This window comes from Kitasatospora sp. NPDC032121 (assembly GCF_055580145.1).
The window spans coordinates 363,354-385,498 of sequence record NZ_JBVILX010000006.1; the positions used below are offsets into that span (position 1 = coordinate 363,354).

Annotated in this window: 18 protein-coding genes; 7 read left to right on the forward strand and 11 right to left on the reverse strand. The window is 74.7% G+C overall.

Going from position 1 to position 22,145, the window contains the following annotated elements; genetic code table 11:
* Window positions 1-232: 232 nt before the first annotated feature.
* The 4 genes from ACZ5OX_RS19470 (at window position 233) to ACZ5OX_RS19485 (ending at window position 6,137) form a co-directional block, all read left to right on the forward strand.
* Window positions 233-2,119 carry an ATP-binding protein gene (locus tag ACZ5OX_RS19470; RefSeq protein ID WP_465631344.1) on the forward strand — a complete coding sequence of 629 codons (1,887 nt, stop codon included), beginning with the start codon at window positions 233-235 and terminating at the stop codon, window positions 2,117-2,119.
* Window positions 2,116-2,868: a response regulator gene (locus tag ACZ5OX_RS19475; RefSeq protein WP_449791625.1), complete on the forward strand. Its 753-nt coding sequence runs from the start codon at window positions 2,116-2,118 to the stop codon at window positions 2,866-2,868. Before ACZ5OX_RS19470 ends, ACZ5OX_RS19475 begins: the two co-directional genes overlap by 4 nt.
* 300 nt (window positions 2,869-3,168) lie before the next feature.
* Window positions 3,169-4,626, forward strand: a complete 1,458-nt coding sequence (locus ACZ5OX_RS19480) for a diaminobutyrate--2-oxoglutarate transaminase (RefSeq protein WP_465631346.1) — start codon at window positions 3,169-3,171, stop codon at window positions 4,624-4,626.
* Window positions 4,623-6,137, forward strand: coding sequence for a pyridoxal phosphate-dependent decarboxylase family protein (locus tag ACZ5OX_RS19485; protein ID WP_465631348.1), 1,515 nt, complete (start codon window positions 4,623-4,625; stop codon window positions 6,135-6,137). The genes ACZ5OX_RS19480 and ACZ5OX_RS19485 overlap by 4 nt, the downstream gene beginning before the upstream one ends.
* 92 nt (window positions 6,138-6,229) lie before the next feature.
* On the opposite strand, the gene ACZ5OX_RS19490 is transcribed toward ACZ5OX_RS19485, so the two are convergent.
* The 10 genes from ACZ5OX_RS19490 to ACZ5OX_RS19535 form a co-directional block, all read right to left on the reverse strand.
* Complete coding sequence (locus ACZ5OX_RS19490) at window positions 6,230-7,027, reverse strand: inositol monophosphatase family protein (protein ID WP_465631414.1); 798 nt, start codon at window positions 7,025-7,027, stop codon at window positions 6,230-6,232.
* A 267-nt stretch (window positions 7,028-7,294) separates the two neighbouring features.
* Window positions 7,295-8,596, reverse strand: a complete 1,302-nt coding sequence (locus ACZ5OX_RS19495; protein ID WP_465631350.1) for a type III PLP-dependent enzyme — start codon at window positions 8,594-8,596, stop codon at window positions 7,295-7,297.
* Entirely contained in the window at window positions 8,593-10,440 is a 1,848-nt protein-coding gene (locus ACZ5OX_RS19500; protein ID WP_465631352.1) for an IucA/IucC family protein, read from the reverse strand. The genes ACZ5OX_RS19495 and ACZ5OX_RS19500 overlap by 4 nt, the downstream gene beginning before the upstream one ends.
* The gene (locus tag ACZ5OX_RS19505) at window positions 10,437-11,660 is read right to left on the reverse strand and encodes an MFS transporter (RefSeq protein ID WP_465631354.1); all 1,224 of its coding nucleotides are present in this window, start codon (window positions 11,658-11,660) and stop codon (window positions 10,437-10,439) included. The genes ACZ5OX_RS19500 and ACZ5OX_RS19505 overlap by 4 nt, the downstream gene beginning before the upstream one ends.
* Entirely contained in the window at window positions 11,657-13,621 is a 1,965-nt protein-coding gene (locus ACZ5OX_RS19510) for an IucA/IucC family protein (protein WP_465631356.1), read from the reverse strand. Before ACZ5OX_RS19510 ends, ACZ5OX_RS19505 begins: the two co-directional genes overlap by 4 nt.
* Window positions 13,618-14,844, reverse strand: coding sequence for an ATP-grasp domain-containing protein (locus ACZ5OX_RS19515; protein WP_465631357.1), 1,227 nt, complete (start codon window positions 14,842-14,844; stop codon window positions 13,618-13,620). Before ACZ5OX_RS19515 ends, ACZ5OX_RS19510 begins: the two co-directional genes overlap by 4 nt.
* A gap of 157 nt (window positions 14,845-15,001) precedes the next feature.
* Window positions 15,002-16,006 (reverse strand): ABC transporter substrate-binding protein, encoded by a 1,005-nt coding sequence (locus ACZ5OX_RS19520; RefSeq protein ID WP_465631359.1) that lies wholly within the window; start codon window positions 16,004-16,006, stop codon window positions 15,002-15,004.
* A gap of 128 nt (window positions 16,007-16,134) precedes the next feature.
* Complete coding sequence (locus ACZ5OX_RS19525; RefSeq protein WP_465631361.1) at window positions 16,135-17,058, reverse strand: ABC transporter ATP-binding protein; 924 nt, start codon at window positions 17,056-17,058, stop codon at window positions 16,135-16,137.
* Window positions 17,058-18,092, reverse strand: a complete 1,035-nt coding sequence (locus tag ACZ5OX_RS19530) for a FecCD family ABC transporter permease (protein ID WP_465631363.1) — start codon at window positions 18,090-18,092, stop codon at window positions 17,058-17,060. Before ACZ5OX_RS19530 ends, ACZ5OX_RS19525 begins: the two co-directional genes overlap by 1 nt.
* The gene (locus ACZ5OX_RS19535; RefSeq protein ID WP_402400886.1) at window positions 18,089-19,066 is read right to left on the reverse strand and encodes a FecCD family ABC transporter permease; all 978 of its coding nucleotides are present in this window, start codon (window positions 19,064-19,066) and stop codon (window positions 18,089-18,091) included. Before ACZ5OX_RS19535 ends, ACZ5OX_RS19530 begins: the two co-directional genes overlap by 4 nt.
* A 293-nt stretch (window positions 19,067-19,359) precedes the next feature.
* On the opposite strand from ACZ5OX_RS19535, the gene ACZ5OX_RS19540 reads away from it, so the two are divergent.
* Window positions 19,360-20,184, forward strand: coding sequence for a (2Fe-2S)-binding protein (locus ACZ5OX_RS19540; protein ID WP_465631365.1), 825 nt, complete (start codon window positions 19,360-19,362; stop codon window positions 20,182-20,184).
* Window positions 20,185-20,250: 66 nt separating this feature from the next.
* Window positions 20,251-20,652 carry a VOC family protein gene (locus tag ACZ5OX_RS19545; protein ID WP_392871857.1) on the forward strand — a complete coding sequence of 134 codons (402 nt, stop codon included), beginning with the start codon at window positions 20,251-20,253 and terminating at the stop codon, window positions 20,650-20,652.
* Here ACZ5OX_RS19545 and ACZ5OX_RS19550 read toward each other — a convergent pair.
* Complete coding sequence (locus ACZ5OX_RS19550; RefSeq protein WP_465631367.1) at window positions 20,613-20,975, reverse strand: DUF6191 domain-containing protein; 363 nt, start codon at window positions 20,973-20,975, stop codon at window positions 20,613-20,615. The genes ACZ5OX_RS19545 and ACZ5OX_RS19550 overlap by 40 nt on opposite strands.
* 220 nt (window positions 20,976-21,195) lie before the next feature.
* Between ACZ5OX_RS19550 and ACZ5OX_RS19555 the strand changes: the two genes are divergently transcribed.
* Window positions 21,196-21,954 carry a dienelactone hydrolase family protein gene (locus tag ACZ5OX_RS19555; RefSeq protein ID WP_465631369.1) on the forward strand — a complete coding sequence of 253 codons (759 nt, stop codon included), beginning with the start codon at window positions 21,196-21,198 and terminating at the stop codon, window positions 21,952-21,954.
* Window positions 21,955-22,145 lie beyond the last annotated feature (191 nt).

Sequence of the window (22,145 nt, forward strand, 5' to 3'; positions counted from 1 at the left end):
TGGGCCGCTCTGACTATGGGCCCGGAGGTGACGGAGGTCACGTTTGCGTTCATAGAGTTCATGAACGGTGCGGGTGGCCCGGATGTCCCGGCCGCTAACGGCGGGCCGCTAACGGTGCGGGCTGCGAACGGCGCGGGCCGTGAACGGTGCGGGCCGGGCGGGCACGGGTGGGCTGCGGCCGCCCGTCGCCGTGCCCTGGGGTCGTCCGGGAGTGTGGTGCACACTGGCAGGCATGTCCGAGCGCACCGCCCCCACCGCCCCGCGCCGCCGTTCGCACCGGTCGACGGGCCGCGGGCCCCGGCGGCTGGTCCGCAGCCTGGCCGGGCAGCTGTTCGTCGTCCAGGTGGTGATCGTCGCCGCCGTGGTCGCCGGCGGCGCTATGCTCGCGTACCTCTTCACCGCCGGCCGCACCGAGGACGCCGCCCGCCGCCAGGTGACCGCGGTCGCGCACGCCGTCGCGGACTCGCCGTCCGTCCGTGCGGCCGTCGGCGGCCCGGACCCGACCGCGGTGCTCCAGCCGTACGTCGAGCAGGTGCGGGCCGACACCGGGGTCTCCTTCATCACCGTCATGGACACCGACGGCGTGCGCTGGACCCACCCGCTGCCCGAGCAGATCGGCCGGACCTACCTCGGGCACATCGACTGGGCGCTCGCCGGGCAGACCCGCAGCGAGACGTACACCGGAACGCTCGGCCCGTCCGTCCGGGTGGTCACCCCGGTCTGGGACGACCAGCACCGGGTGGTCGCGCTGGTCAGCGCAGGCCTCACGGTGGAGTCGATCTCCGCGCAGCTGAGCGGTCCACTGCTCGCCCTGGTCGGGGTGGCGGTGGCCGCGCTCGCGCTCGGTGGCGTCGGCACCTACCTCGCCAACTCCCGGCTGCGGCGGCACACCCACGGGATGGGGCCGGACGAGCTGAGCCACCTCTACGAGTACCACCAGGCCACCCTGCACGCGGTGCGCGAGGGGCTGGTCCTGGTCGACTGCTCGCACCGGGTGGTGCTGTGCAACGACGCCGCCCGTGAACTGCTCGGACTGGCGGGTGACTTGGAGGGACGTCCGGTGGTGGAGCTGGGCCTGCCGGAGGCGTTGGTCGCGGCCGTGCTGGGGAAGGATCCGGTCCGGGACGAGGTGCACCTGACGGCCGAGCGGGTCGTCGTGCTGAACACCTCCACCATCGGCGCGGGCACCGGCCTCGGCCGGGTGGTCACCCTCCGGGACCACACCGAACTCCAGGCACTCAGCGGAGAATTGGACTCGGTGCGCGGCTTCACCGAGGCGCTCGGCGCGCAGGCGCACGAGGCCGCCAACCGGCTGCACGCCGTGGTCTCGCTGATCGAACTGGGTCGCCATGAGCAGGCGGTGGAGTTCGCGACCGCCGAGCTCGAACTCGCCCAGCAGCTCACCGACCGGGTGGTCGCGGCGGTGAGCGAGCCGGTGCTGGCCGCGCTGCTGCTCGGCAAGGCGGCCCAAGCCGCCGAACGGGGCGTGGAGTTGACCCTCACCGAGGACAGCCGGATCGACGACGGGGTGCTGCCGCCCGGGCTCTCCGCACGAGACCTGATCACCGTGCTCGGCAACCTCATCGACAACGCCGTGGACGCCGCGATCGCCGGAGCGGCCGAGAGCCCCGTCCCGCCGGAGGTCACCGTCACGGCGCGGATCGCCGACGGCCGGGACTGCGGCGTTCGGGATGGCGGCGGTCGGGGCGGTGGCAGTCGGGACGGCGTCGGTCGGGATCGCGGGAGCGACGGCCGGGGCGACGACGGGGACGTGGGGGCGCCCGGCGCGTGCCTGCTGCTGCGGGTCGCCGACACCGGCGCGGGGATCGACCCGGGCGCGGTCGAGGACGTGTTCCGGCGCGGCTGGAGCACCAAGCAGGACGGCCGTGGGCACGGGCTCGGGCTGGCGCTGGTCGCCCAGACCGCGCGGCGCAACGGCGGCACCGTCGAGGTCGGACGGGAGCGCGGTGCGGTGCTCACGGTGCGGCTGCCGCTGGCCGGCCGGCCGGGGGAGCCGGGGGAGCCGGGAGGATCGGCGGGCGAATCGGAGGAGTCCGCGGACCGGGCCGACCAGGCCGCCCGGTCCGCCGGTCGGGAGCAGGAAGGGGCCCTGGCATGAGTGGCGCCGCCGACAGCACGGCCGACACCGGCATCGGCGCCCCCGCCGGGAAGGAGATCTCCGTCCTGGTGGTCGAGGACGACCCGGTGGCCGCCGCAGCGCACACCCTGTACGTGCGGCGCGAGCCCGGCTTCCACGCCGCGGGGACGGTCCACAGCTGCGCCGACGCGCTGCGCTTCCTGGACCGGGCCCGCGCGGCCGGGACGCCCGTCGACCTCACCCTGCTCGATCTCTACCTGCCGGACGGCCACGGGCTCCAGCTCTGCCGCACCCTGCGCGCGGCCGGTCACAGCACCGACGTCATCGCGGTGACCTCGGCCCGTGACCTCGCCATGGTCCGGCAGGCCGTCTCCGCGGGCGTCGTGCAGTACCTGCTGAAACCGTTCAGCGCGGCCGCCCTGCACGACCGTCTGGAGCGTTACGCCCGCTACCGCGACAGCCTCGGGCGCACCGGCGAGGCGACCGGCCAGGAGGAGGTCGACCAGGCGTTCGCGCTGCTCCGCACGCCGGAGCGCACCACCCTGCCCAAGGGGCTGAGCGCGCCCACCCTGGACTCCGTCGCCTCGGTCCTGCGCGAAGCGGCCACCGGACTCTCGGCCGCGGCCGCCGGCGCCGCCGCCGGGGTCTCGCGGATCACCGCTCGGCGCTACCTGGAGCACCTGGTGGAGACCGGGTGCGCGGTGCGGGAGCCGCAGTACGGCAGCGTCGGGCGGCCGGAGCTCTGCTACCGGTGGAGGAGCCGGGCCTGACGGTTCACCAAGTCAGAGCCCGAGCCTGAGCCCGAGCCCGGCCCCGGCCCCGAGCCTGAGCCCGAGCCCGGCCCCGAGCCCGAGCCCGGCCCTGAGCCCGAGTCCGGGCTCGGGGCCGTATCCGGACCCGGACCGTCGGTCGGAGGGGCGTCGAGGTCCGGGCCGTGACCTTTCCACGCGGCGCTCGTTGGGCGAACCGGGGGAGGTTCACTCGCGCGGGTGGTTCTGGGGCCCCGGGGGCATTCCGCCAGGTCACGGCCAGTAAAGTTAGGCTTACCTAACTTCCCCTGGGGGTTTCTCGTGTCGCTCGCTGCCGTACCCGTCCAGGCCACCTCCGGAACCCCGGCCGCCGGTGAAGCGATCCTGCGCCGTCAGCGCGTCCGCGAGTCCGCCGCCAGAACCTACGCCCGCTCCTTCCCGATCGTCCCGGTCCGCGCCCACGGCATGACCGTCGAGGGCGCCGACGGACGGCGCTACCTGGACTGCCTCTCCGGCGCCGGCACGCTCGCCCTCGGCCACAACCACCCGGTGGTGCTGGAGGCGATCCGCCGCACCCTCGACAGCGGCGCCCCGTTGCACCTGCTCGACCTCGCCACCGCGGAGAAGGACGACTTCACCAGCGCGCTGTTCGAGAGCCTGCCCGTGGAGTTCGCCGCCCGCGCCCGGGTGCACTTCTGCGGACCGGCCGGGACGGACGCCGTCGAGGCCGCCCTCAAGCTGATGCAGACCGCCACCGGCCGCTCCGGTGCGCTCGCCTTCACCGGCGCCTACCACGGCATGACCGCCGGCGCCCTCGCGCTCACCGGCAACGTCGCCGTCAAGGAGCCGCTGCCGAGCGGCGGCGAGGTCGCCCGGCTGCCCTACCCGTACGGTTACCGCTGCCCGTTCGGGGTCGGCGGCGAGGCGGGTGCCGAACTCGCCGAGACGTACGTGGAGCGGCTGCTGGACGACCCGTCGGGCGGTGTGGTGGCGCCCGCCGCGATGATCCTGGAGGCCGTCCAGGGCGAGGGCGGGGTCGTCCCCGCGCCCGACGGGTGGCTGCGCGCGATGCGCCGGATCACCGCCGAGCGCGGCATCCCGCTGATCGTCGACGAGGTGCAGACCGGAGTCGGCCGCACCGGGGCGATGTGGGCGATCGAGCACAGTGGCATCGTCCCGGACGCCATGGTCCTCTCCAAGGCGATCGGCGGCAGCCTGCCGCTCGCCGTCGTCGTCTACCGCGAGGACTACGACGGCTGGCGGCCCGGCGCCCACACCGGCACCTTCCGCGGCAACACCCTCGCCATGGCCGCCGGGGCCGCGACACTGCGCCACGTCGCGGCGAACGGGCTGGCCGAGCGGGCCGCCGCCGTCGGCGAGCGGATGGCGGCCCGGCTGCGCGAACTCGCGGCCGACCTGCCGGTGATCGGCGACGTTCGCGGACGGGGGCTGATGCTCGGGGTCGAACTGGTCGACCCGGCGGCCGAGCCCGACGCGTGCGGCGCCCGGCCGGCCGACCCGGCGCTCGCGGTGCGGGTCCGGGAGGCGTGCCTGGCCCGGGGGCTGATCGTCGAACTCGGCGGACGCCACGACGCGGTGCTGCGGCTGCTCCCGCCGCTGACCATCACGGACGAACAGGTGGCGGCGGTACTGGAGCGGCTGGCGGAGGCGATCGCGGCGGCTTCCGCGAGCGGGCCCGGCGGTGGGTCGTCGGGCGCGGTGGTCCATGGTTCGGCAGGCGGTCCGGCGGGAGCGTCGGCGGTTCGGGGGAAGCGGTGACCGGGGCCGGAGCCGGCCCCGTCGGGCTCCCCCACGACAGCGTCGCGACGGACGCCCTGGCGGGCGGCGCGGCCGGGCCGGGCGCACTCGGACCGCTGCTGGCCACCGTCCTCGACTCCCTGGAGCGCGGCACCGCCAAACGCTCCGGACCGCTGCCGAAGGGCAGCCCGGCCGAGATCGCCGCACTCGTCGACGACGCGCTGGCCACCGCCGACGGACCCGGTGCGCTCGCCCGGCTCACCGAACTGCTCGCCCACGCCGCCGCCGACCCCGCCGACCCGGCCTGCGCCGCGCACCTGCACTGCCCGCCGCTCGCCGTCGCCACCGCGGCGGACCTCGCGGTCAGCGCCCTCAACCCCTCCCAGGACTCCTGGGACCAGGCCCCCGCCGCCACCGCCCTGGAAAGCGCCCTGCTCGCCGAGATCGCCGGACTGGTCGGCTACGACCCGGACCGCGCCGCCGGCGTCCTCACCTCCGGCGGCACCGAGTCCAACCTCATGGGGCTCATGCTGGCGCGCGACCAGAAGCTCGACGGCATCGTCGAGTTGGACGGCATCCCGACCGGCGTCCGGCCGTGCATCCTCGCCTCCGAGGCCTCGCACTTCTCCGTCCAGCGCGCCGCCGCCCTGCTCGGACTCGGCGAGCGGGCCGTCATCCCCGTCCCGGTCGACCGGAGGCTGCGGATGCGCGAGGACGCACTCGAGCGGGCGATGGCCGAGGCCGGCCGGGCCGGACGGACCCCGATCGCCGTCGTCGCCACCGCCGGCACCACCGACACCGGAGCCGTCGACCCGCTGCACGCCGCCGCCGACCTCGCCCGCCGCCACGGCGCCTGGCTGCACGTGGACGCCGCGTACGGCGGCGGGGCGCTGCTCTCCGACCGGCTCGCCCCGCTGCTCGACGGCCTCGCCCGCGCCGACTCGGTCTCCCTCGACTGGCACAAGCTCGGCTGGCAGCCGGCCGCGGCCGGGATCTTCCTGGTCCGCCGCGCCGAGACCTACGCCTCGCTCGCCCGCCGAGCCGAGTACCTCAATCCGGCCGACGACGAGCGGGCCGGCTACCCCAGCCTGCTCGGCCGCTCGCTGCGCACCACCCGCCGGGCCGACGCCTTCAAGCTCGCCGTCACCCTGCGCACCCTCGGCCGCGACGGACTCGGCCGGCTGGTCGACGCCTGCCACGACCTCGCCCGCGCCACCGCCGACGCGGTGCGCGCCGACCCGGCGCTCGAACTCCACGCCGAGCCCGTGCTCACCGTCCTGCTCTTCCGGTACCGGCCGCCCGGCATGACGGACGAGACGGCGCTGGACGAGGTCAACGGGCGGCTGCGGCGCCTGCTGCTGCGCACCGGACGGGCGGTGGTCGGCCGCACCGAACTGCCGGGCGACGGCCCGGGCCGGGTTCGGCTGAAGCTCACGCTGCTGAACCCCCACACCACGGTGGAGGAGGTCGGCGCGCTGCTGCGGGAGGTGGCGGACGCCGGCCGCGCGGTGGCGGGCGAGCGGGCGGGGTAGACGCCGGTCCGGCTGCGCGGGGCCGGAACGGGGCGCGCCGGAATGGGTCCAGGGCGCGGCCGGAACGGTTCCGGGCGGGCGCGGCCGCGGGCTCAGCCGACCAGCAGGATCGAGTGGGTGAGTTCCCAGGTCTCGGGGTCGGCGGCGACCAGGAGAGCGTCCTCGCAGCCGGGGGCCTCCGGGCGGTAGGGGGAGCCGTCCGGGCGGGCGGAGACACCGCCGGCCTCGGTGACCAGGAGGGAGCCGGGGGCGTGGTCCCAGGGGAGGGTGCGCCAGTAGAGGACGAAGTCGGAGCGGCCCTCGACGACGTCCGGGTACTCGATCCCGGCGGCGTGCCGACCGGAGGAGATCTCGCCGAAGGCCGCGATGTTGTCCTGGAGCCGACGGCTGTGCTCGGCGTCGAGGTAGCGGCTCTTCACCGAGCCGCGCAGCTTCGCGACGTCCTTCGGCGCCGGGGGGCGGGTCAGGCGCACATCGTCGCGCCAGGCGCCGGAGCCCAGTTCGGCGCGGTAGGCGGTGGCGGTGGCGGGCTGCCAGATCCAGGAGGCGACGGTCCGGCCGGAACGGACCAGTGAGCACATCACGGCGTACTCGGGTCTGCCGGCGACGAAGTTCGCGGTGCCGTCCACCGGGTCGACCAGCCAGACGGCGGGCTCGTCGTGCAGGGCCATGGCGAGCGACGGATCGGCGGCGACCGCCTCCTCGCCGACCACGGGCACGGGGAGCAGCTCGTGCAGGCGGCGGGCGATGATCGCCTCGGCCTCGCGGTCGGCGACCGTCACGATCTCGCCGGGGGCCTTCTCCAGCACCTCGCCGGCGGTCAGCGCCCGGAAGCGCGGTTCCACCGCCTCGGCCGATGCCTCGGCGAGTATCTCCGCCACCTTGTCCATCAGCACGTTCGCGCTCCCTTCGCTGCCTACCACTCTCCCACGAGCGGCGTAAGGGGGCGGCGGCGGTCCAGGTGGCGGAAGGGGGCGGCGGTACAGGTGGCGGGCGGCGCGGGCGATCGGCGGCCGACGGACAACAGCCGACGGACAACAGCCGACAGATCACAGCGGATGACCGACGGCTGACCGCTGACAGATGACGGATGACAGCTGACAGATTTCGAAATCTGTCAGCTGTCATCCGTCAGCGGTCCTTCGTCGGCTCCTCCGTCACTCCTCCACCGCGCCCGGCCCGTCGCCGTCCAGGTGGTGGAAGCCAGGGCGAGGGTGCATCAGGAACTCGTGGTGCGAGATGTTCCAGGCGTACGCGCCCGCCATCGCGAACAGCACGCGGTCGCCCGCCCGCAGGCCGTCGGCTCCCTCGGCGGCGCGCGCGAGGACGTCCTTCGGGGTGCAGAGCTGCCCGGCCAGGGTGGCACGGCCGGTGGTGACGGCCGGGCGCGGCCACGGGTGCGGCCAGGCGTCCACCGGGAGCACCGCGAAGGGCTGGGAGTGCCCCCGGGTCGCCGGCGTGCGCAGGTGGTGGGTGCCGCCGCGGACCACGGCGAAGTCCTCGCCGTGGCTCGCCTTCACGTCCAGCACCTCGGTCGCGTACCAGCCGCAGTAGGCGGTCAGTGCCCGGCCCGGCTCGATCCGCAGCGTCAGCCCGGGGTGGGCGTCGAGCAGCTTGGCCAGGCCCTCGCCGAAGGCCGTCCAGTCGAAGCGGGCGGACGGGTCCGCGTAGTCCACGGCCATCCCGCCGCCGATGTTGACCTCTGTCAGCGGGAAGCCGTGCCGCTCGGCCAGCGCGGCCGACCAACCGGTGATCTGCGCTGCGACCGACAGCTGCTCCGCTGCCGCGAGCCCGCTGGCCAGGTGGGCGTGCACGCCGCGCAGCCGCAGCTGTCGCCCCAGCGGGCCGTCCCCGGTGAGCAGCCGGGCGCACTCCTCGGCCCGGTCTGGGTCCAGGCCGAACGGCGTCGGACGTCCGCCCATCGCGAGCGGCACAGCGTCGAGCGCCTCCGTCTCGACCGCCAGGTTGACCCGCAGCAGCACGTCCACGACCGTGTCCGGCCGGTCCGCGAGGACGGCGGCCAGCCGATGCAGCTCCTGTTCGCTCTCGACGTGCCAGCGGTGCACCCCGGCCTCAACCGCCGAGGTGATCTCGGCCGGGGTCTTGCCCGGGCCGCCGAAGGCCAGCGGTGCGCCCGGCACGGCGGCCCGGACGTGGTCCAACTCCCCACCGCTGGACACCTCGTAGCCGTCCACCGATTCGCGCAGCGCGGTCAGCAGCGGTGCCTCCGGGTTGGCCTTGGCGGCGTAGTACAGCTCGACCCGCTCGGGCAGCGCGGCCCGGACGGCGGCGGCGTGCTCCCGCAGTGCCGCCAAGTCGTAGACGTAGGAGGGCAGTTCTTCGGCCGCCAGGTCGGCGCTGAAGCGGCGGACGGCCTCGGTCGGCCGGGCCGCCTCGGTCGCCCGGAGGGGCTGGGTCGCCCGGAGGGGCTGGGTCGGCCGGACGGTCTGGTTCGTCATCGGGCGGTGCTCCCGGCGGGAAGGCGGACGGACGTGTGGGTGGGCGCGTGGGCGGACGCGCGGGCCGACGTCCGGGCGGGCATGCGGGCGGCCTCGGCGAGGACGGAGCCGGCCAGTGGGGAGGGCAGTCGGACGTAGCCCGCCTCGCGGTCGGCCTTGCGCTCCCAGCGGGTCAGCAGGTTCGCCTTGGCGGGCAGCGGGACACCGGCGAGCAGCGCGCGCAGCCGGGGCGGGCAGCCGTGTGCGGCGGCGTACTCCTCCAGGCTGTCCCGGACGGCCTGCCAGAGCGCGCACTCCAGGTCGGGGTGGCGGTCGGCGAGCGCGGCGAGCAGTTCGGCGACGTGGTTGACCAGCAGGCAGTAGACCACCCGGTCCCAGCCGCGCTCCGCGTCGTAGGTCATCGGGCCGGCCACCTCGGGCGGCAGCGCGGCGAGGACGTCCCCGTTCTGCTCGGGGACGAGCTTGGTGCCCTCCAGGTCGCGGAAGAGCACCTGGACGGGGTGCCCGGTGGGGTCCACGCCGATCAGCACGTTCTGCAGGTGCGGTTCGAGCACCACGCCGTGCTCGAAGTAGGCGGCCAGGACCGGCGGGACGAGCAGCCGCAGGTAGTCCCGCCACCAGCCGAGCGCCGCCGCGCCGTCCGAACCGCCCGCCGGCAGCCGGGAGACGTGCGCGGAGCTGGTCGGGTGCTCGTCGGCGACGGCGGCGGCCAGCAGCGGGGTGACGCCCGGCCGGAGCACACCGCCGAAGCCCTCCCGGACGATCAGGCCGAAGCCCTCGTACAGTGCCCGGTCGGGGTGGCCGTCGGCGCCGGGCAGTGCGAGGGTACGGAAGGCCGGTTCGCGCAGCATGGCCGAGTCGGGGAAGCGCCGGGCGAGGTCGGCCAGGGCCGGGGCGAGCAGCCGGGTGAGGGCGACGGCTCCGGTGAGCTCGTAAGCGGCGTTCTTGCGCAGGCAGTTGGTGATGCGGACGTTCAGGCTGAACTTGAGGAAGGCGTCGGCGCCGTGCAGGGTGCGCACCGAGGCGGTGGCGGTGAAGCGTTCGCCGCGCGGACCCAGGTCGAGGACGTCGCCACGGGCCAGGGCGGCGCGCAACAGCGGGTGGTCACCGATGAGTTGGTACTGCCAGGGGTGGGCGGGCAGCAGCCGGTAGCCGTCCGGTACCTCGCCGAGCCCGTCCAGCAGGGCGGTCGTGCTCCCGTCCAGCGACTCCTCGGCCAGCAGGTCGGCCCGGACGGCGAGGTGGTGCAGCGGGAAGGCGGCACGGGACTCGGGGGCGTAGCTGCGCCAGTCGCCGCGGGCGGCGGAGCGGGACTTGGGGGCCGGGTGGAAGCGGTGGCCGAACAGCAGCGCCTGCTCGGACTCCAGGTAGCGGTCGGTTCCGGCGGCCGGTCGGCCCGCCAGGCCCTCGCGGACGCCGTGGTGACTGGAGGCGACCTGGTCGAGGAACTCCTCGTTCACCGTGCCGGTACGCAGCTCCAGTTCGTGTCGGACGTGCTCGGCCAGTTCCAGCCAGTCCAACTCGACCCAGCCGCCGTCGCGTTCGGCCTCGACCGGGCCGGTGAAGCGATGCGCGCCGAGCAGCGAGGTGCGGCGCAGTGCGACCCGCAGCAGCACGCCGCGGCGCGGCAGGCGCAGCAGCAGACGGCCCTCGTCGGCGGCGGTCTGGTGCTCGGGCGCGGAGACCTCGCGCAACAGGCAGTTCAGCAGGGTGTGGACCACCGCCTCGTCGGCGGTGGGCAGTTCGTCGGTGGCGCCGGTTCGGCTTCCGGACTCGAAGGGCCGGCCGTCGGTGCCGCGGGGGTCGTCGGTCCTGGGCGAGTGGGGGGACTGCTCGGGGGTCATCGGCGACTCCAGCGCTGGCGGAGGGACGGGAGGGTGAGGGTGGTGGCCGCGACGGCGGCCAGCAGGGCGGCGGCGGTTCCGGCCACCACGGGGGCGGCGGCGCCGAACCGCCCGTTGGCCAGCGCGGCGACGGCGCCGGCGGCGACGGCGCCACCCTTGGAAACCAGTTCGAGGGTGCCGAACATCCGCCCGGGCGGGCGCCCTTGGGCGGCGCCGGCGGCGAGCACGGCGAGGCAGACCAGCCCCAGCGTGAGCCCGGCCCCGAGCAGCAGCCGGACGGCGACGAACACGGGCAGCGAGTACGCCACCGCGTGCCCGGCCAGGCCGAGCGCGACGAAGCCGAAGCCGAGCGCGATGCCGGCGTGCGGGCGGGAGTGGAACACGGTGTGGGTGCGGGCGGCGAACACCAGGTAGCACAGGTGCGGCAGGGCGAACAGCACCCCGGTGGTGGTGCCGTCCACGCCGGGCAGGCGCTGTTCGGCGAGGGCGATCAGGTACGGGAAGGAGATCACCGTCGCGAAGACGAAGGTGAACTCGAAGGCGTAGAGCGGCAGTAGGGACACCGTGGCGGTCCGCTCGACGGGGCGGCCGCCGGTCGCCGGGACGGCCTCGGGGCGCTCCGGCTCGGGCAGCAGCGAGAGGAACACCGCCGCGGCGAGCGGGAGCACGGCCATCATCAGGTACTGGCGGTGCGGGTCGATCCACGGGGAGAGCGCCCCGACCAGGATCGGCGCGGCCACCAGCGCGGCCCGCGCGCTGCCCTGCATCAGGGTGAGGGCGCGGGAGAGCCGGGGGCCGTCGAGCGCGGCGGCCAGGTAGCCGTTGGTCGCGGCGAAGGTGCCGCCGAGGAAGCCCTGGAGGACCAGTGCGAGGGTGAACGTGGTCAGGCTGTCGGCGGCTCCGGCCAGCAGGAAGGAGACGGTGAGCCCGAGTTGGGCGCGCAGCAGCAGCCGCTTGCGGCCGAAGCGGTCGGCCAGTCGGCCCCACAGCGGCGCGCCGAGGGCGCTGAACACCGTCGGGACGATGTACAGCACACCGGCCCAGCGGGCCTGCGGGTCGCCGAGCGAGGGCAGGATCGCGGTCAGGTAGGGCGGCAGGCCGAGCGCGGCGAAGGAGGCGACGAAGTAGCAGGCCGCGACGGCGTGCACCTGGCGCCGGCCGAGCCCGCCGGAGCGGTCGGCCGAGGGCTGCGACCGCGGCGACAGGGTCTCCGCGGTCACCGGACGGCCTCGTCCGTGCGTCGCCGGCTGTTCGGAAGGCCGTCCTGAAGTCCGTCCTGAAGTCCGTTCTCCTGAAGACCGACCGGGTGGTTGTGCGGGTGGCCGTCCAGGTGGTCGTGCGGATGGTCATCCGAAACGCCGACCGGAACGCCGTCCGGATCGAGGCTCGAAGCGCCGTCCGGAACGATGCCGCCCGGCCGGTCGTGCGGGGGCTCTCCGGTCTGTTCGCGCAGATAGTTGGGCCCGCTGGTGTAGTGCTTGTTGATGTCGGCGGCGCCCGAACGCTGCTTGCTGAGCAGTGTCCCGGCGGTGACCATGGCCTTGACCGGCAGTCGCTCGGCGTCCAGCAGTGCGGCCCGCAGCGGTGCGCCCGCCGGCCCGATCCGCTCCACGGCCTCGGCCGTACGCTTGCGCAACAGAGCCAGGGTGTCCGCGAGTTCGGCCCGGCCGTGGTCGGCGAGACCGAAGGCGAGGGCGCCGGTGCACAGGTGGCCGGTGATGGTGGCGAACAGGTCGGTGAGCGCCCGGTCGTCCTCGCCGAATATCCGTGCGTCGTCGAACTCCTCCCGTGCGGGCGCGAGTTCGCCCAGCGATGCGGTCATCCGGGCGGTGTGCACGCGCGGACCGTCGTCGTCCTTGTAGAGCAGCCGCAGGCCGTCCCGGTCGATCACCAGGGAGGTGTTCTGCTGGTGCGACTCCAGGGCGACACCGTGGCCGAACAGTGTGGCCTGCCAGTCCAGCAGCAGCTCCAACAGGGCGTCGTAGCAGGCGAGGACGTCACCGCGGTAGTAGCGGTCGGCGAGGTGGTCCAGGACGAGGCGGCCGCCGGGCGCGGGGGCCAGCAGGGCGGCCAACGGGACGGTGACGGCCTGCTCCAGCCCGGCCGGGTAGCGGCGCAGCAGCACGGCCAGCAGCTCGTGTCCGGCATGCGCCCAGGACTGCTCGTCGGCGTGCAGGATACGGCCGGCGAAACGCGGCTCGCGCGCCAGTGCGGCCTCGATCAGCCGTTGGCCGGCGGCGCCGTCGAGCAGTGTGCCGGGCTTGATGGTGCGGCGGTTGAGGCGCCCCAGGGTCGCGGTGGCGAGCGGGAGCTTGAGGTGGCAGGAGGGGTCGTCGGCGACGGCGACGGTGCGCATGGACAGGGTCGGGACGACGGTCAGGTACGGCCGTTCGGCGAGCACCGCGCGGCCGGTCAGGCCGGTGGCGGCCAGCGCCTCGTCCAGGGGTTCGCCGACGGTGAGCGGGTGGACCGGCAGGGTGGCCCAGCCCTCGCCGGGGCACCGGTCGCCGAGGCCGAGCCAGGCCGGGGTGGGCCACCAGCTCGGCAGCGGCTGCCCGCCGTGGACGGTCAGCGCCTCGGCCGGCACGGCCAGCCAGCGCAGCTCGAAGGGGGAGTGGAACTCGGGTGCGTAGGAACGCAGTTGTGGCTCGGTGAGGCCGGAGCGGCCGCGCGCGGTGGGGTAGACGGGGTGGTCGAGGTAGGCGGCCAGGGTGTCGTGGCCGAGGGCGGCGGCGGGGCCGGTCCAGTCGGCCGGGTCCTCGCCGTACAGGTCGACGAGCCGGTCGTGCACCTCGGGGCGGACCCGCTCGTGCAACTCCATGGTGGCGAGGGTCTGCCGGCACTCCTCGGCGAAGGCCGCCCAGCCGGGCCGGTCCTCGGCCTCGGCCGACTCGGCGAGCGCCGCCACGACGGCGTCCGGGCCGGTGATCCGCCGACCGGCCAGCTCCAGCAGCGGCAGCCGGGCCGCGTACTCGCACTGGAAGCCCTCCGGTCGTACGGGCAGGGCCAGTCGAAGCCCGGGGACGGTCAGCCAGTGGCCGTCGGCACGCTCCTCGACGCGGCCGAGGGTGCGCAGGCCGAGGACATCCTCACGCAGCAGGGCGGAGAGCACGCGCAGGGTGAGCTGCTCGGCCGCGGTCCAGCGCTGTGCGGCACCGGTCGACGACTGTCCGGCGGTCATGGGGTGATCTCCCAGCGGTTGGCGGCGAGGAAGCGGGCGGCGGCTGCGTCCACCGCGTCCTGGTCGGCGCCGATCGCCCAGACGACGCCCAGGTAGTCGCGGTTGGTGCGGTAGTGCTCGTGGCGCTCGCCGAGCGGGCGCAGGGGCCGGTAGGCGAGCCGGACACCGTCGCCCTCCTCGTCGTACGGGCCGGGCGCGGCGGTGAGGACGCCGGCGCGGTCGGCGCAGACCACCTCGTTGCGGGCCCGGCGGGGGGTGGCGGCGCACCGCTCGGTGAGGTCGGCGGGCAGGTCGCGGCCCAGGTGGACGCCGAGGACGAGTTCGAACAGGGGGATGTCGAGGATCTCGGCCAGCATCAGGTCGCACTGGTCGCCGATGGCGCGGTAGTTGACCTCGATGATGCGGGCCCGGCCGTCCGGCTGGAGCACGAACTCGGTGTGGCAGGCGCCGAAACCGACGCCGAGCGCGTCGAGTTGGGCGATGATCTGGTCGACCACCGGCTGCGGGTGGGCCGGGACGAAGGTGAGTACCTCCTCGATGAAGTCCGGCGGCGGGGAGAGCCGGGTACGGAAGCCGCCGAGGACGTGCCGTCGCCGGCCGTCGCCGAGGGTCTCCAGGGTGCACAGCTGCCCGGCCAGGAACTCCTCGACCACCAGGGTGGCGCCGGCTCTGCGGAGCCGGATCTCCTCACAGCGCTTGGCGAGTTCGGCGGCGTCGGCGACCAGGGTGACGTCCTCGCTGGCCACCCCCTCGCGGGGCTTGACCACGCAGGGGAACGGCACGTCCAGCTCGGCCGGGTCCTGGCCGGGGGCCAGCTCGGCGGACCGGACGGTGTCCAGGCCGGTCAGCGTGAGGTGGCGGCGCAACTGGCCCTTGTCCTTGGCTCGCAACGTGGCCTTCCAGCCCTTGGCCGGGAGGCCGAAGTACTCGGCGGCCAGCGCGGTCTGGGTCTGGAGGTGGTCGCTGTTGCTGAACACCGCGTCGGGCGCGTGCTCCGGGGCGGCCAGGGCGCGGCGGGAGACGAGGCTGATGACGGCGCGGAAGTCGCGGACGTCGCACTCCAGGACCTCGGGTGCGGGGAAGGGGAGCTCGGCGTAGGCCCGACGGTGGGCTTCGGCGCCGTCGGTCAGGACGGTGACGTCGAGCCCGAGCCGGGCGGCGGCGGGCAGGAAGCCGGAGGTGACGGAGTCGGTGGGGTTGAGCGCGAGCAGGTAGAGCCGCATGGAGGGTCCTCGGGGCTGGCGGAGACGGGAGGGCGAACAGATGACAGCTGACAACTTTCGAAATCTGTTATCTGAAACCCGTCATCTGAAATCTGTCATTTGTCATCGGTCATCGGTCGTCCGACGGCTGTCATCTGTTCGCCCGGGCTGTCGACGGTTACTTCGGCACGTCCACGCCCGCGGCCTTGGCGATGTCGACGAGCATCGCGTCGGCGGCCTGGACGCCGATGCCGGACATCCAGGTCTCGTCCGGGACGTTGAACACCTTGTTGTTCTTGACGGCGTTCAGGCCCTGCCAGACCGGGGTCTGCTGGACCTCGCTCTCCTTGGTCTTGCTCGGGTCGTCGGCGGTGGTGACGAACACCAGGTCGGCGTCGGCCTGGCTGATCTGCTCGGCGCTGACCTCGACGATGTTCTGCTCCACGTCCTGCGAGGCCGGACGGGCCAGGCCGACGTCCTTGAGCACCACGCCGCTGTAGGAGGCCTTGGCGTACAGGCGGGTCGGGCCGGCCACGAAGCGGACCACCGAAGCCGTCGGCATCGTCCCGTTGTTCTTCGCCTTGATCTCCTCGCCGAGCTTCTTCGCCCGCGCCTCGTAGTCGGCCAGCGCCTTCTTCGCGTCGTCCTCCCGGCCGAGCGCCTGGGCGTACAGCGCGAGGTTCTCCTTCCACGGGAAGCCCGTGGTCTCGGCCAGCACGGTCGGGGCGATCGCGTTCAGTTGGTCGTACACCTTGGCGTGGCGGACCTTCGAGGAGAGGATCAGGTCGGGCTTGAGGGAGGCGATCAGCTCCAGGTTCGGCTCGTTCATCGGGCCGACGTCCTTGGTGTCCTTGATCTTGTCCTTGAGGTAGTTCGGGAACCCGCCCTCGGTCTTCATGTGCGGGGACACCGCGCCGACCGGCGTGATGCCGAGCAGCGTGACGTCGTCCAGCTCGCCGCTGTCCAGCACCACGACGCGCTTGGGCTGGCTCTTGATCTGGGCCGTTCCGGCGGCGTGCTTGACGCTGCGCGGGAACCCGGCGGCGGTCGCGGCCGAGGCGGAGGACGCGGACGACGCGGAGTCGCCGCCCGACGTGGTGCCGTCCCCGTTGCTGCCGCAGGCGGCGAGCAGGGTGGTCGAGAGGGCGACGGCGAGGACGGCGACGGGGAGTCGGCGGTTCATCGGGGTTCCTTGGATCGGTTCGGGCGGTCGGCCCGAACAGGGGGACGGGGAGGGGGACGGGAAGGGGCAGTTCGGCAGGGCGGAGGTCATCGGCCGCAGGTCACGAGGCGGAGCTCAGGAGCCCGGGTTCAGGAGGCGGACGCGGTGGCGCCGCCGCGTCCGCGCGCCCGCGGCACGACCAGCGGAGTCCCGGTCTCCGGGTCGGGCACGACCCGGCACGGCACCTGGAAGACGGCCTCCACCAGTTCCGCCGTCAGCACCTCCGACGGCGGACCGGCGGCGGCGAGCCGCCCGTCCTTGAGCACCACCAGGTGGTCGGCGTACCGGGCGGCCTGCCCGAGGTCGTGCAGCACCATCACGACGGTGCGCCCGGCCTGGGCGTGCAGGTCGGCGACCAGGTCGAGGACGTCCAGCTGGTGGCGCAGGTCCAGGAAGGTGGTCGGCTCGTCCAGTAGCAGCAGGTCGGTCTCCTGGGCGAGCGCCAGCGCGATCCAGACCCGCTGGCGCTGCCCGCCGGAGAGCCGGTCCACCTGACGGTCGCGCAGCTCGGCGGTGCCGGTGCGCTCCAGCGCCTCCTCGACCGCCGCCTGGTCCGCCTTGGACCACGGGCTGAGCATCCGCTGGTGCGGGTAGCGCCCGAGCCGCACCAGCGCCTCGACGGTGACGGCCTCCGGGGTGACGGGCTGCTGCGGCAGCAGGCCCATCCGCTTGGCGAGCGCCCGGGCGGGCATCCGGTGAATGTCGGCGCCGTCCAGGGTGACCGTCCCGGCGGCCGGGTCGAGCAGCCGGACCAGCCCGCGCAGCAGCGTCGACTTGCCGCAGGCGTTCGGCCCGACGATCGCGGTGACGGCGTTGCCGGGCAGGTCGAGGTCGAGCCCGTCCACGATGGTCCGGTCGCCGTAGCGCAGGCCGAGGCCCCGGGCGGCGAGCCGGTTCGCGGCGGCACCGGGGGCACCGGGGGCATCACCGGCGGCAGCACCGGCAGCGGCGGTCGCACCGGTAGCCGCACGTGCGGCCGGGCCCGTCCCGGCAGTCGTCTCGACGGAGGTCATCAGCTGCTCCTCTGGGGAAGCCGGCCCTGGCGGATCATCAGCACCAGGAGCCAGGGCGCGCCGAGGGTGGCGGTGACGGCACCGACCGGCAGGCCGTGGACGGGGATCACGTGCAGCACGAGGAGGTCGGCGGAGAGCAGCAGCACGGCGCCGGTGAGCGCGGTGAGGCCGAGCGTGCCGAGGGTGGGCGGCCCGGCGAGCAGCCGGACCAGGTGCGGGACGGCGAGCGCGACGAAGGCGACCGGCCCGGTGAGCGCGGCGGCCAGTGAGGCCAGGGTGATGGTGAGCAGCAGCAGCCAGAGCCGGTCCCGGGCCGGGTTGAGACCGAGGCCGCCGGCCGAGTCGTCGCCGAGGTCGAGCACCGCTACCCGCTGCTGGCAGAGCAGCAGGGCGAGGGTGGTCAGCGCGATCGCGGTGCCGCCGATCCACACCTCGGTCCAGTTGCGGCCGTAGAGCGAGCCGGTGGTCCACTGGAGTGCGGAGGAGGCCAGCTCGGCCGGGAACCGTACGATCATCAGGTTCACGGCGGCGGCCAGGCCCTGCTGGACCGCCAGGCCGACCAGCACCAGCCGGGTGACGGCCATCTTGGAGCGCCAGGCGAAGCCGCCGAGCAACAGCGCCGCGAGCAGACCGCCGCCGACCGCGGCCAGCGGGATCAGCTGCTGGGAGGCGCCGGTGGCGAGCATCAGGACCGCGCCGAAGGACGCGCCGCCGGTGATGCCGATGGTGTCGGGCGCGGCGAGCGGGTTGCGGAACAGCCGCTGGAGCATCGAGCCGGCCACCGCCAGCCCGGCGCCCGCGATCAGTGCCGAGACCACCCGGGGCGCGCGGAACTGCTGCACCACCAGGACGTTCCCGGGCTCGCCCTGCCCGACCAGCGCGCGCAGCGCGTCCCAGGCGGGGATGCCGACCTGGCCGGTGCCGAGCGCGATCCCGGTCAGCAGCACCAGCAGGGCGGCGGCCACCAGCGACCAGGCGGCGGTACGGGCACGGCGGCGGGCGAGGCCCCGGACGGGCAGCGCGATCGCGCTCACTTGGCCACCTTCCGGGCCAGCACCGCGAGCAGCGGCGCGCCGAGGAAGGCGGTCACGATGCCGACCTCGATCTCGGACGGCCGTACCACCAGCCGGCCGAGCACGTCGGCGCCGAGCAGCAGCAGCGGACCGGTGATCAGACAGCCGGGCAGCAGCCAGCGGTGGTCGTTGCCGAGCAGCGGACGGACCAGGTGCGGTGCGGCCAGCCCGATGAACGCGACCGGTCCGGCCACGGCGACGGCGCTGCCTGCGAGCAGGACCACGGCCAGCCCGCCGGCCAGCCGGATCCGGGCCACCGGCACGCCCAGGGCCTGCGCCGTCTCGTCGCCGAGCGCCAGCGCGTTGAGCGCGGGAGCGATGGCGAGGGCGCCGACCAGACCGAGCGCGAGGAAGGGCAGGACGGGGGCGAGGGTGTCAAGGTGCCGACCGGCGATCGAGCCGGCCAGCCAGAACCGGGCCTCGTCCAGGGTGCGGTGACTGGCCAGCATCAGCGCGGAGGTCCAGGAGGTGAGCACCACGGTGAGCACGGTGCCGCCGAGCGCCAGCCGGACCGGGTCGAGGTCCCCGCCGCGCCGGGACATCGCGTACGCGCCGACGGCGGCGACGGCGGCACCGGCGAAGGCGAACCAGACGTACTCGACCGGGCGGGCGAGGTCCAGCGCGTAGATCGCGGCGACCACGAAGAGGCTCGCGCCGGCGTTGATGCCGAGGGTGACCGGGGAGGCCAGCGGGTTGCGGGTGACGCCCTGGGCGACCGCCCCGGCGACGCCGAGCGCGGCCCCGACCGCCAGCCCGATGAGGGTGCGCGGGACCCGAAGGCCCGTCACCACATCGGCGTCACCGCCGTGGGCGGCACCGGTGAGGGCGTCGACCACGGTGGAGAGCGGAATGGAGCGGGAGCCCAGAGCGAGGCTCAGGGCGGCACACAGCACGAGCGCGCACACGCCGGCGAGCAGCAGCAGGGGCTGCCGGATCGCCGGAGAACGAGGCGTCGCCGGGGCTGTGGAGGCCGGCGGGTCGGTTCTCAGCACGAAGCAATATCTTAGGTTAGCTTTACCTAAATTCGTCAAGCTTCGGTTGGCTCGACCGTGGGGGGCGAACCGTCGGGCTGTGGGGCGATAGGGCCGGCCGGGTCGGCCGGGGGCCGCTCGGGATTACCCGGGATCACCCGGCGCCGCTCGACGTCGTGAAGCGTTGTAAGGTGAGCCTCACCTTAATCGATCATGCAGAATCGATCACGGGAGTGTCAATGGTTCCCGGAACACCCATGCCCGTCGCGCCCGTTGCGTCGTCGGTGTCCGTCGCGTCCGCGGTGTCCGTCGCGTCCTCGGCGCTCGTCGCCGACTACCGGCGGCTGCTGGAGCTCTGCCCGGTGCTCGAGCTGCGCCTGCTCGACGCCGCCGAGCCCGACCCGCGCGCCGCCGACGGCTGGTACTCCGGAGCCGAACTCGCCGCCGACGAACGGGCGTTGGCCGCCGTCCTGGCTGGCGCGGAGGCCCGCATCGCCGACGAGCACGGCCGCGCCCCGCGACCGCACGTCACCGCCTCCCGGCTGCTCCACCACTACGCCTGGTCGGCCTGCCTGCTGATCGCCGGGCCCTGGTACCTCGCCCGCCGGGTCCCCGTCGTCGAGGCCGCCGACCTCTGGCTGCACGCCCCCACCGGTGCGCTCGCCCTGCGCCCGCGCGGACACGTCACCCTCCCCGGCGACGACGAACTGCGCGCCGAACTGCGGGCCGCCGTGGTCGCGCACCTCGAACCGGTGCTCGCCGCGTTCGCCGGGCCCACCCGGCGCCGCGACCGCGCGCTCTGGGGCATGGTGACGGACGACCTGGCCTCCGCCCTCTGGTACCTCGGCCGGATGCTCGGCGAGGAGGACGCCTCCGTCGCCGCCGCCGAGGCCGTCCTGCCCGGCGGCACCCTGCCGCTCCCCGGTGGCGCCGACTTCCGCCGCCTGCACACCCCCGACGGGCGCGCCCACCACACCCGCACCCGGCTCGGCTGCTGCCTCTACTACGCCGTCGGTCCCGCCGCGGCCGCCTGCCTGACCTGCCCGCGGACCTCTGACGAGGAGCGGCTGGGCCGCCTCTGACGGTCCGTCCACGGCGCCGCCGTACGGGCCCGTTCGCTGTCAGTGGCATCGGCTATGGTCACCCGCGTGATCGATTCCACGACGCGGGTACGGATCGCCCGCCCCTCGCGCGACCTCGCGGCGGCCGAGCGCTTCTACGTCGGCGGCCTCGGCCTCGACGTGCAGTGGCGCAGCACCGAGCGGGTGCCCGGCAAGCACGACCTGCTGATGGTCGGTCCGTCCGGCGGCAGCTGGCACTTCGAGCTGACCCACGACCCGGAACGGCCGCTGGAGCCCACCCCGACGGTGGAGGACCTGTTCGTCGTCTACCTCGGCGCCCCGGTGGACGAGGCCCTGGTCGCCCGGCTGGAGGAGGCCGGTGGCACCCGGGTCGAGTCCCACAACCCGTACTGGGAGGAGTACGGCGTGACGATGGCCGACCCGGACGGCTACCGGTTGGTGCTCTGCTCCCGCACCTGGGAGTCCTGAGTCCCCTTCTCCCCGGGCGTCCGCCCGCCGGCGCCGTCGGGCAGCACCGCCACGCCCCGGTCCAGGTCCACGCCGAAGTGCGGCGGCGCGCCGGCCTGCGCGTCGTCCCGCAGCACGAGCCGCTCGTGCTTCTGCTCGATCTGCACCTGCTTGCCCGGGCTGAACAGCGCGTGCAGCTCCTCCAGCCCGCCGACACCCAGCCCCGTCCCCGGCCCGCGCTGACGCGGCCGTGACGAGGCCTCGTCCTGGACCTGCCACGCCGCCAGCAGGACCAGCCCCAGCACCGCCGCGACCACCGCCGTCACACCCACGATCCACCCCATGCCCGCACAACGCCCCCGCGGGGCCCCGGCGTTCCCCGGGCACGTCGTGGCCGTGCATCGTGGTTCCGCCGGGGCGCGAAACCACGCCGCGTGTGGGGGCCGCGCCGTGAGGGCGAGGCCGTGCTGTGAGGGCGAGGCCGCGCTGTGGCGGAAAGCGCACGGGCGGGCCACGGGCCCACCGGATACGCTGCCGGACGAACCGGAAGGAGCGCCCCTCACCATGCCCGTGCGCGGAACCCTCGTGGACATCCCGACGGCGGACGGCACCGCCGACGCCTACCTCACCCACCCCGACGACGGTCGGGCCCACCCCGGCGTCATCCTCTACATGGACGCCTTCGGGCTCCGGCCGCACCTGGAGGCCATGGCCGACCGGCTGGCCGACGCCGGGTACACCGTGCTCGTCCCCAACGCCTACTACCGCAACGGCCGCTCGCCGGTCGTCGAACTGCCGGAACTCATAGACCTGGACCAGGCCGACGAACTCTTCGGCCGGCTCGTCCCGTTGCTCGACACGCTCACCCCGGAGGCGACCGCCCGCGACGCGGACGCATACCTGCGCTGGCTCGCCGAGTCCCCGCTGGTCCAGGACGGCCCGGTCGGCCTGACCGGCTACTGCCGCGGCGCCCTGCTGGCGCTGCGCACGGCCGTCAGCCACCCGGACCGGATCGCCGTCGCGGCCGGGTTCCACGGCGGCAGCCTCGCCACCGACCTCCCGGACAGCCCGCACCTGGGTGCCGACCGGATCACCGCAGAGCTGTACTTCGGGCACGCGGACGACGACCCCGCGCTGCCGCCCGAGCAGATCGACCGGCTCGCCGAGGCCCTCACCGCCGCCGGCGTCCGGTACAAGGCCGAGGTTTATGCCGGCGCCCCGCACGGCTACACCCAGGCCGACACCACCCGCTACGACGCGGTGGCCGCCGAACGGCACTGGGAGGCGCTGCTCGGCCTGCTGAAGCGGGTCCTGCCGGCCTGAGGCCCGATCCCGACCCGGCCGACCCGGCGACCCGTCGGCACATGGCCGGCAGCGCCGTCCGGGGAAACGCACCGGCACCGTTCACGGCACCGTTCACGGCGCCGGTCACGCCATCCAGTCCGACCGGCCGCGGGCCGTCGCCGCGGCCGGTCGGACGGTCGCGGACTGTGCTCGGTACTTCCTCGCCGACT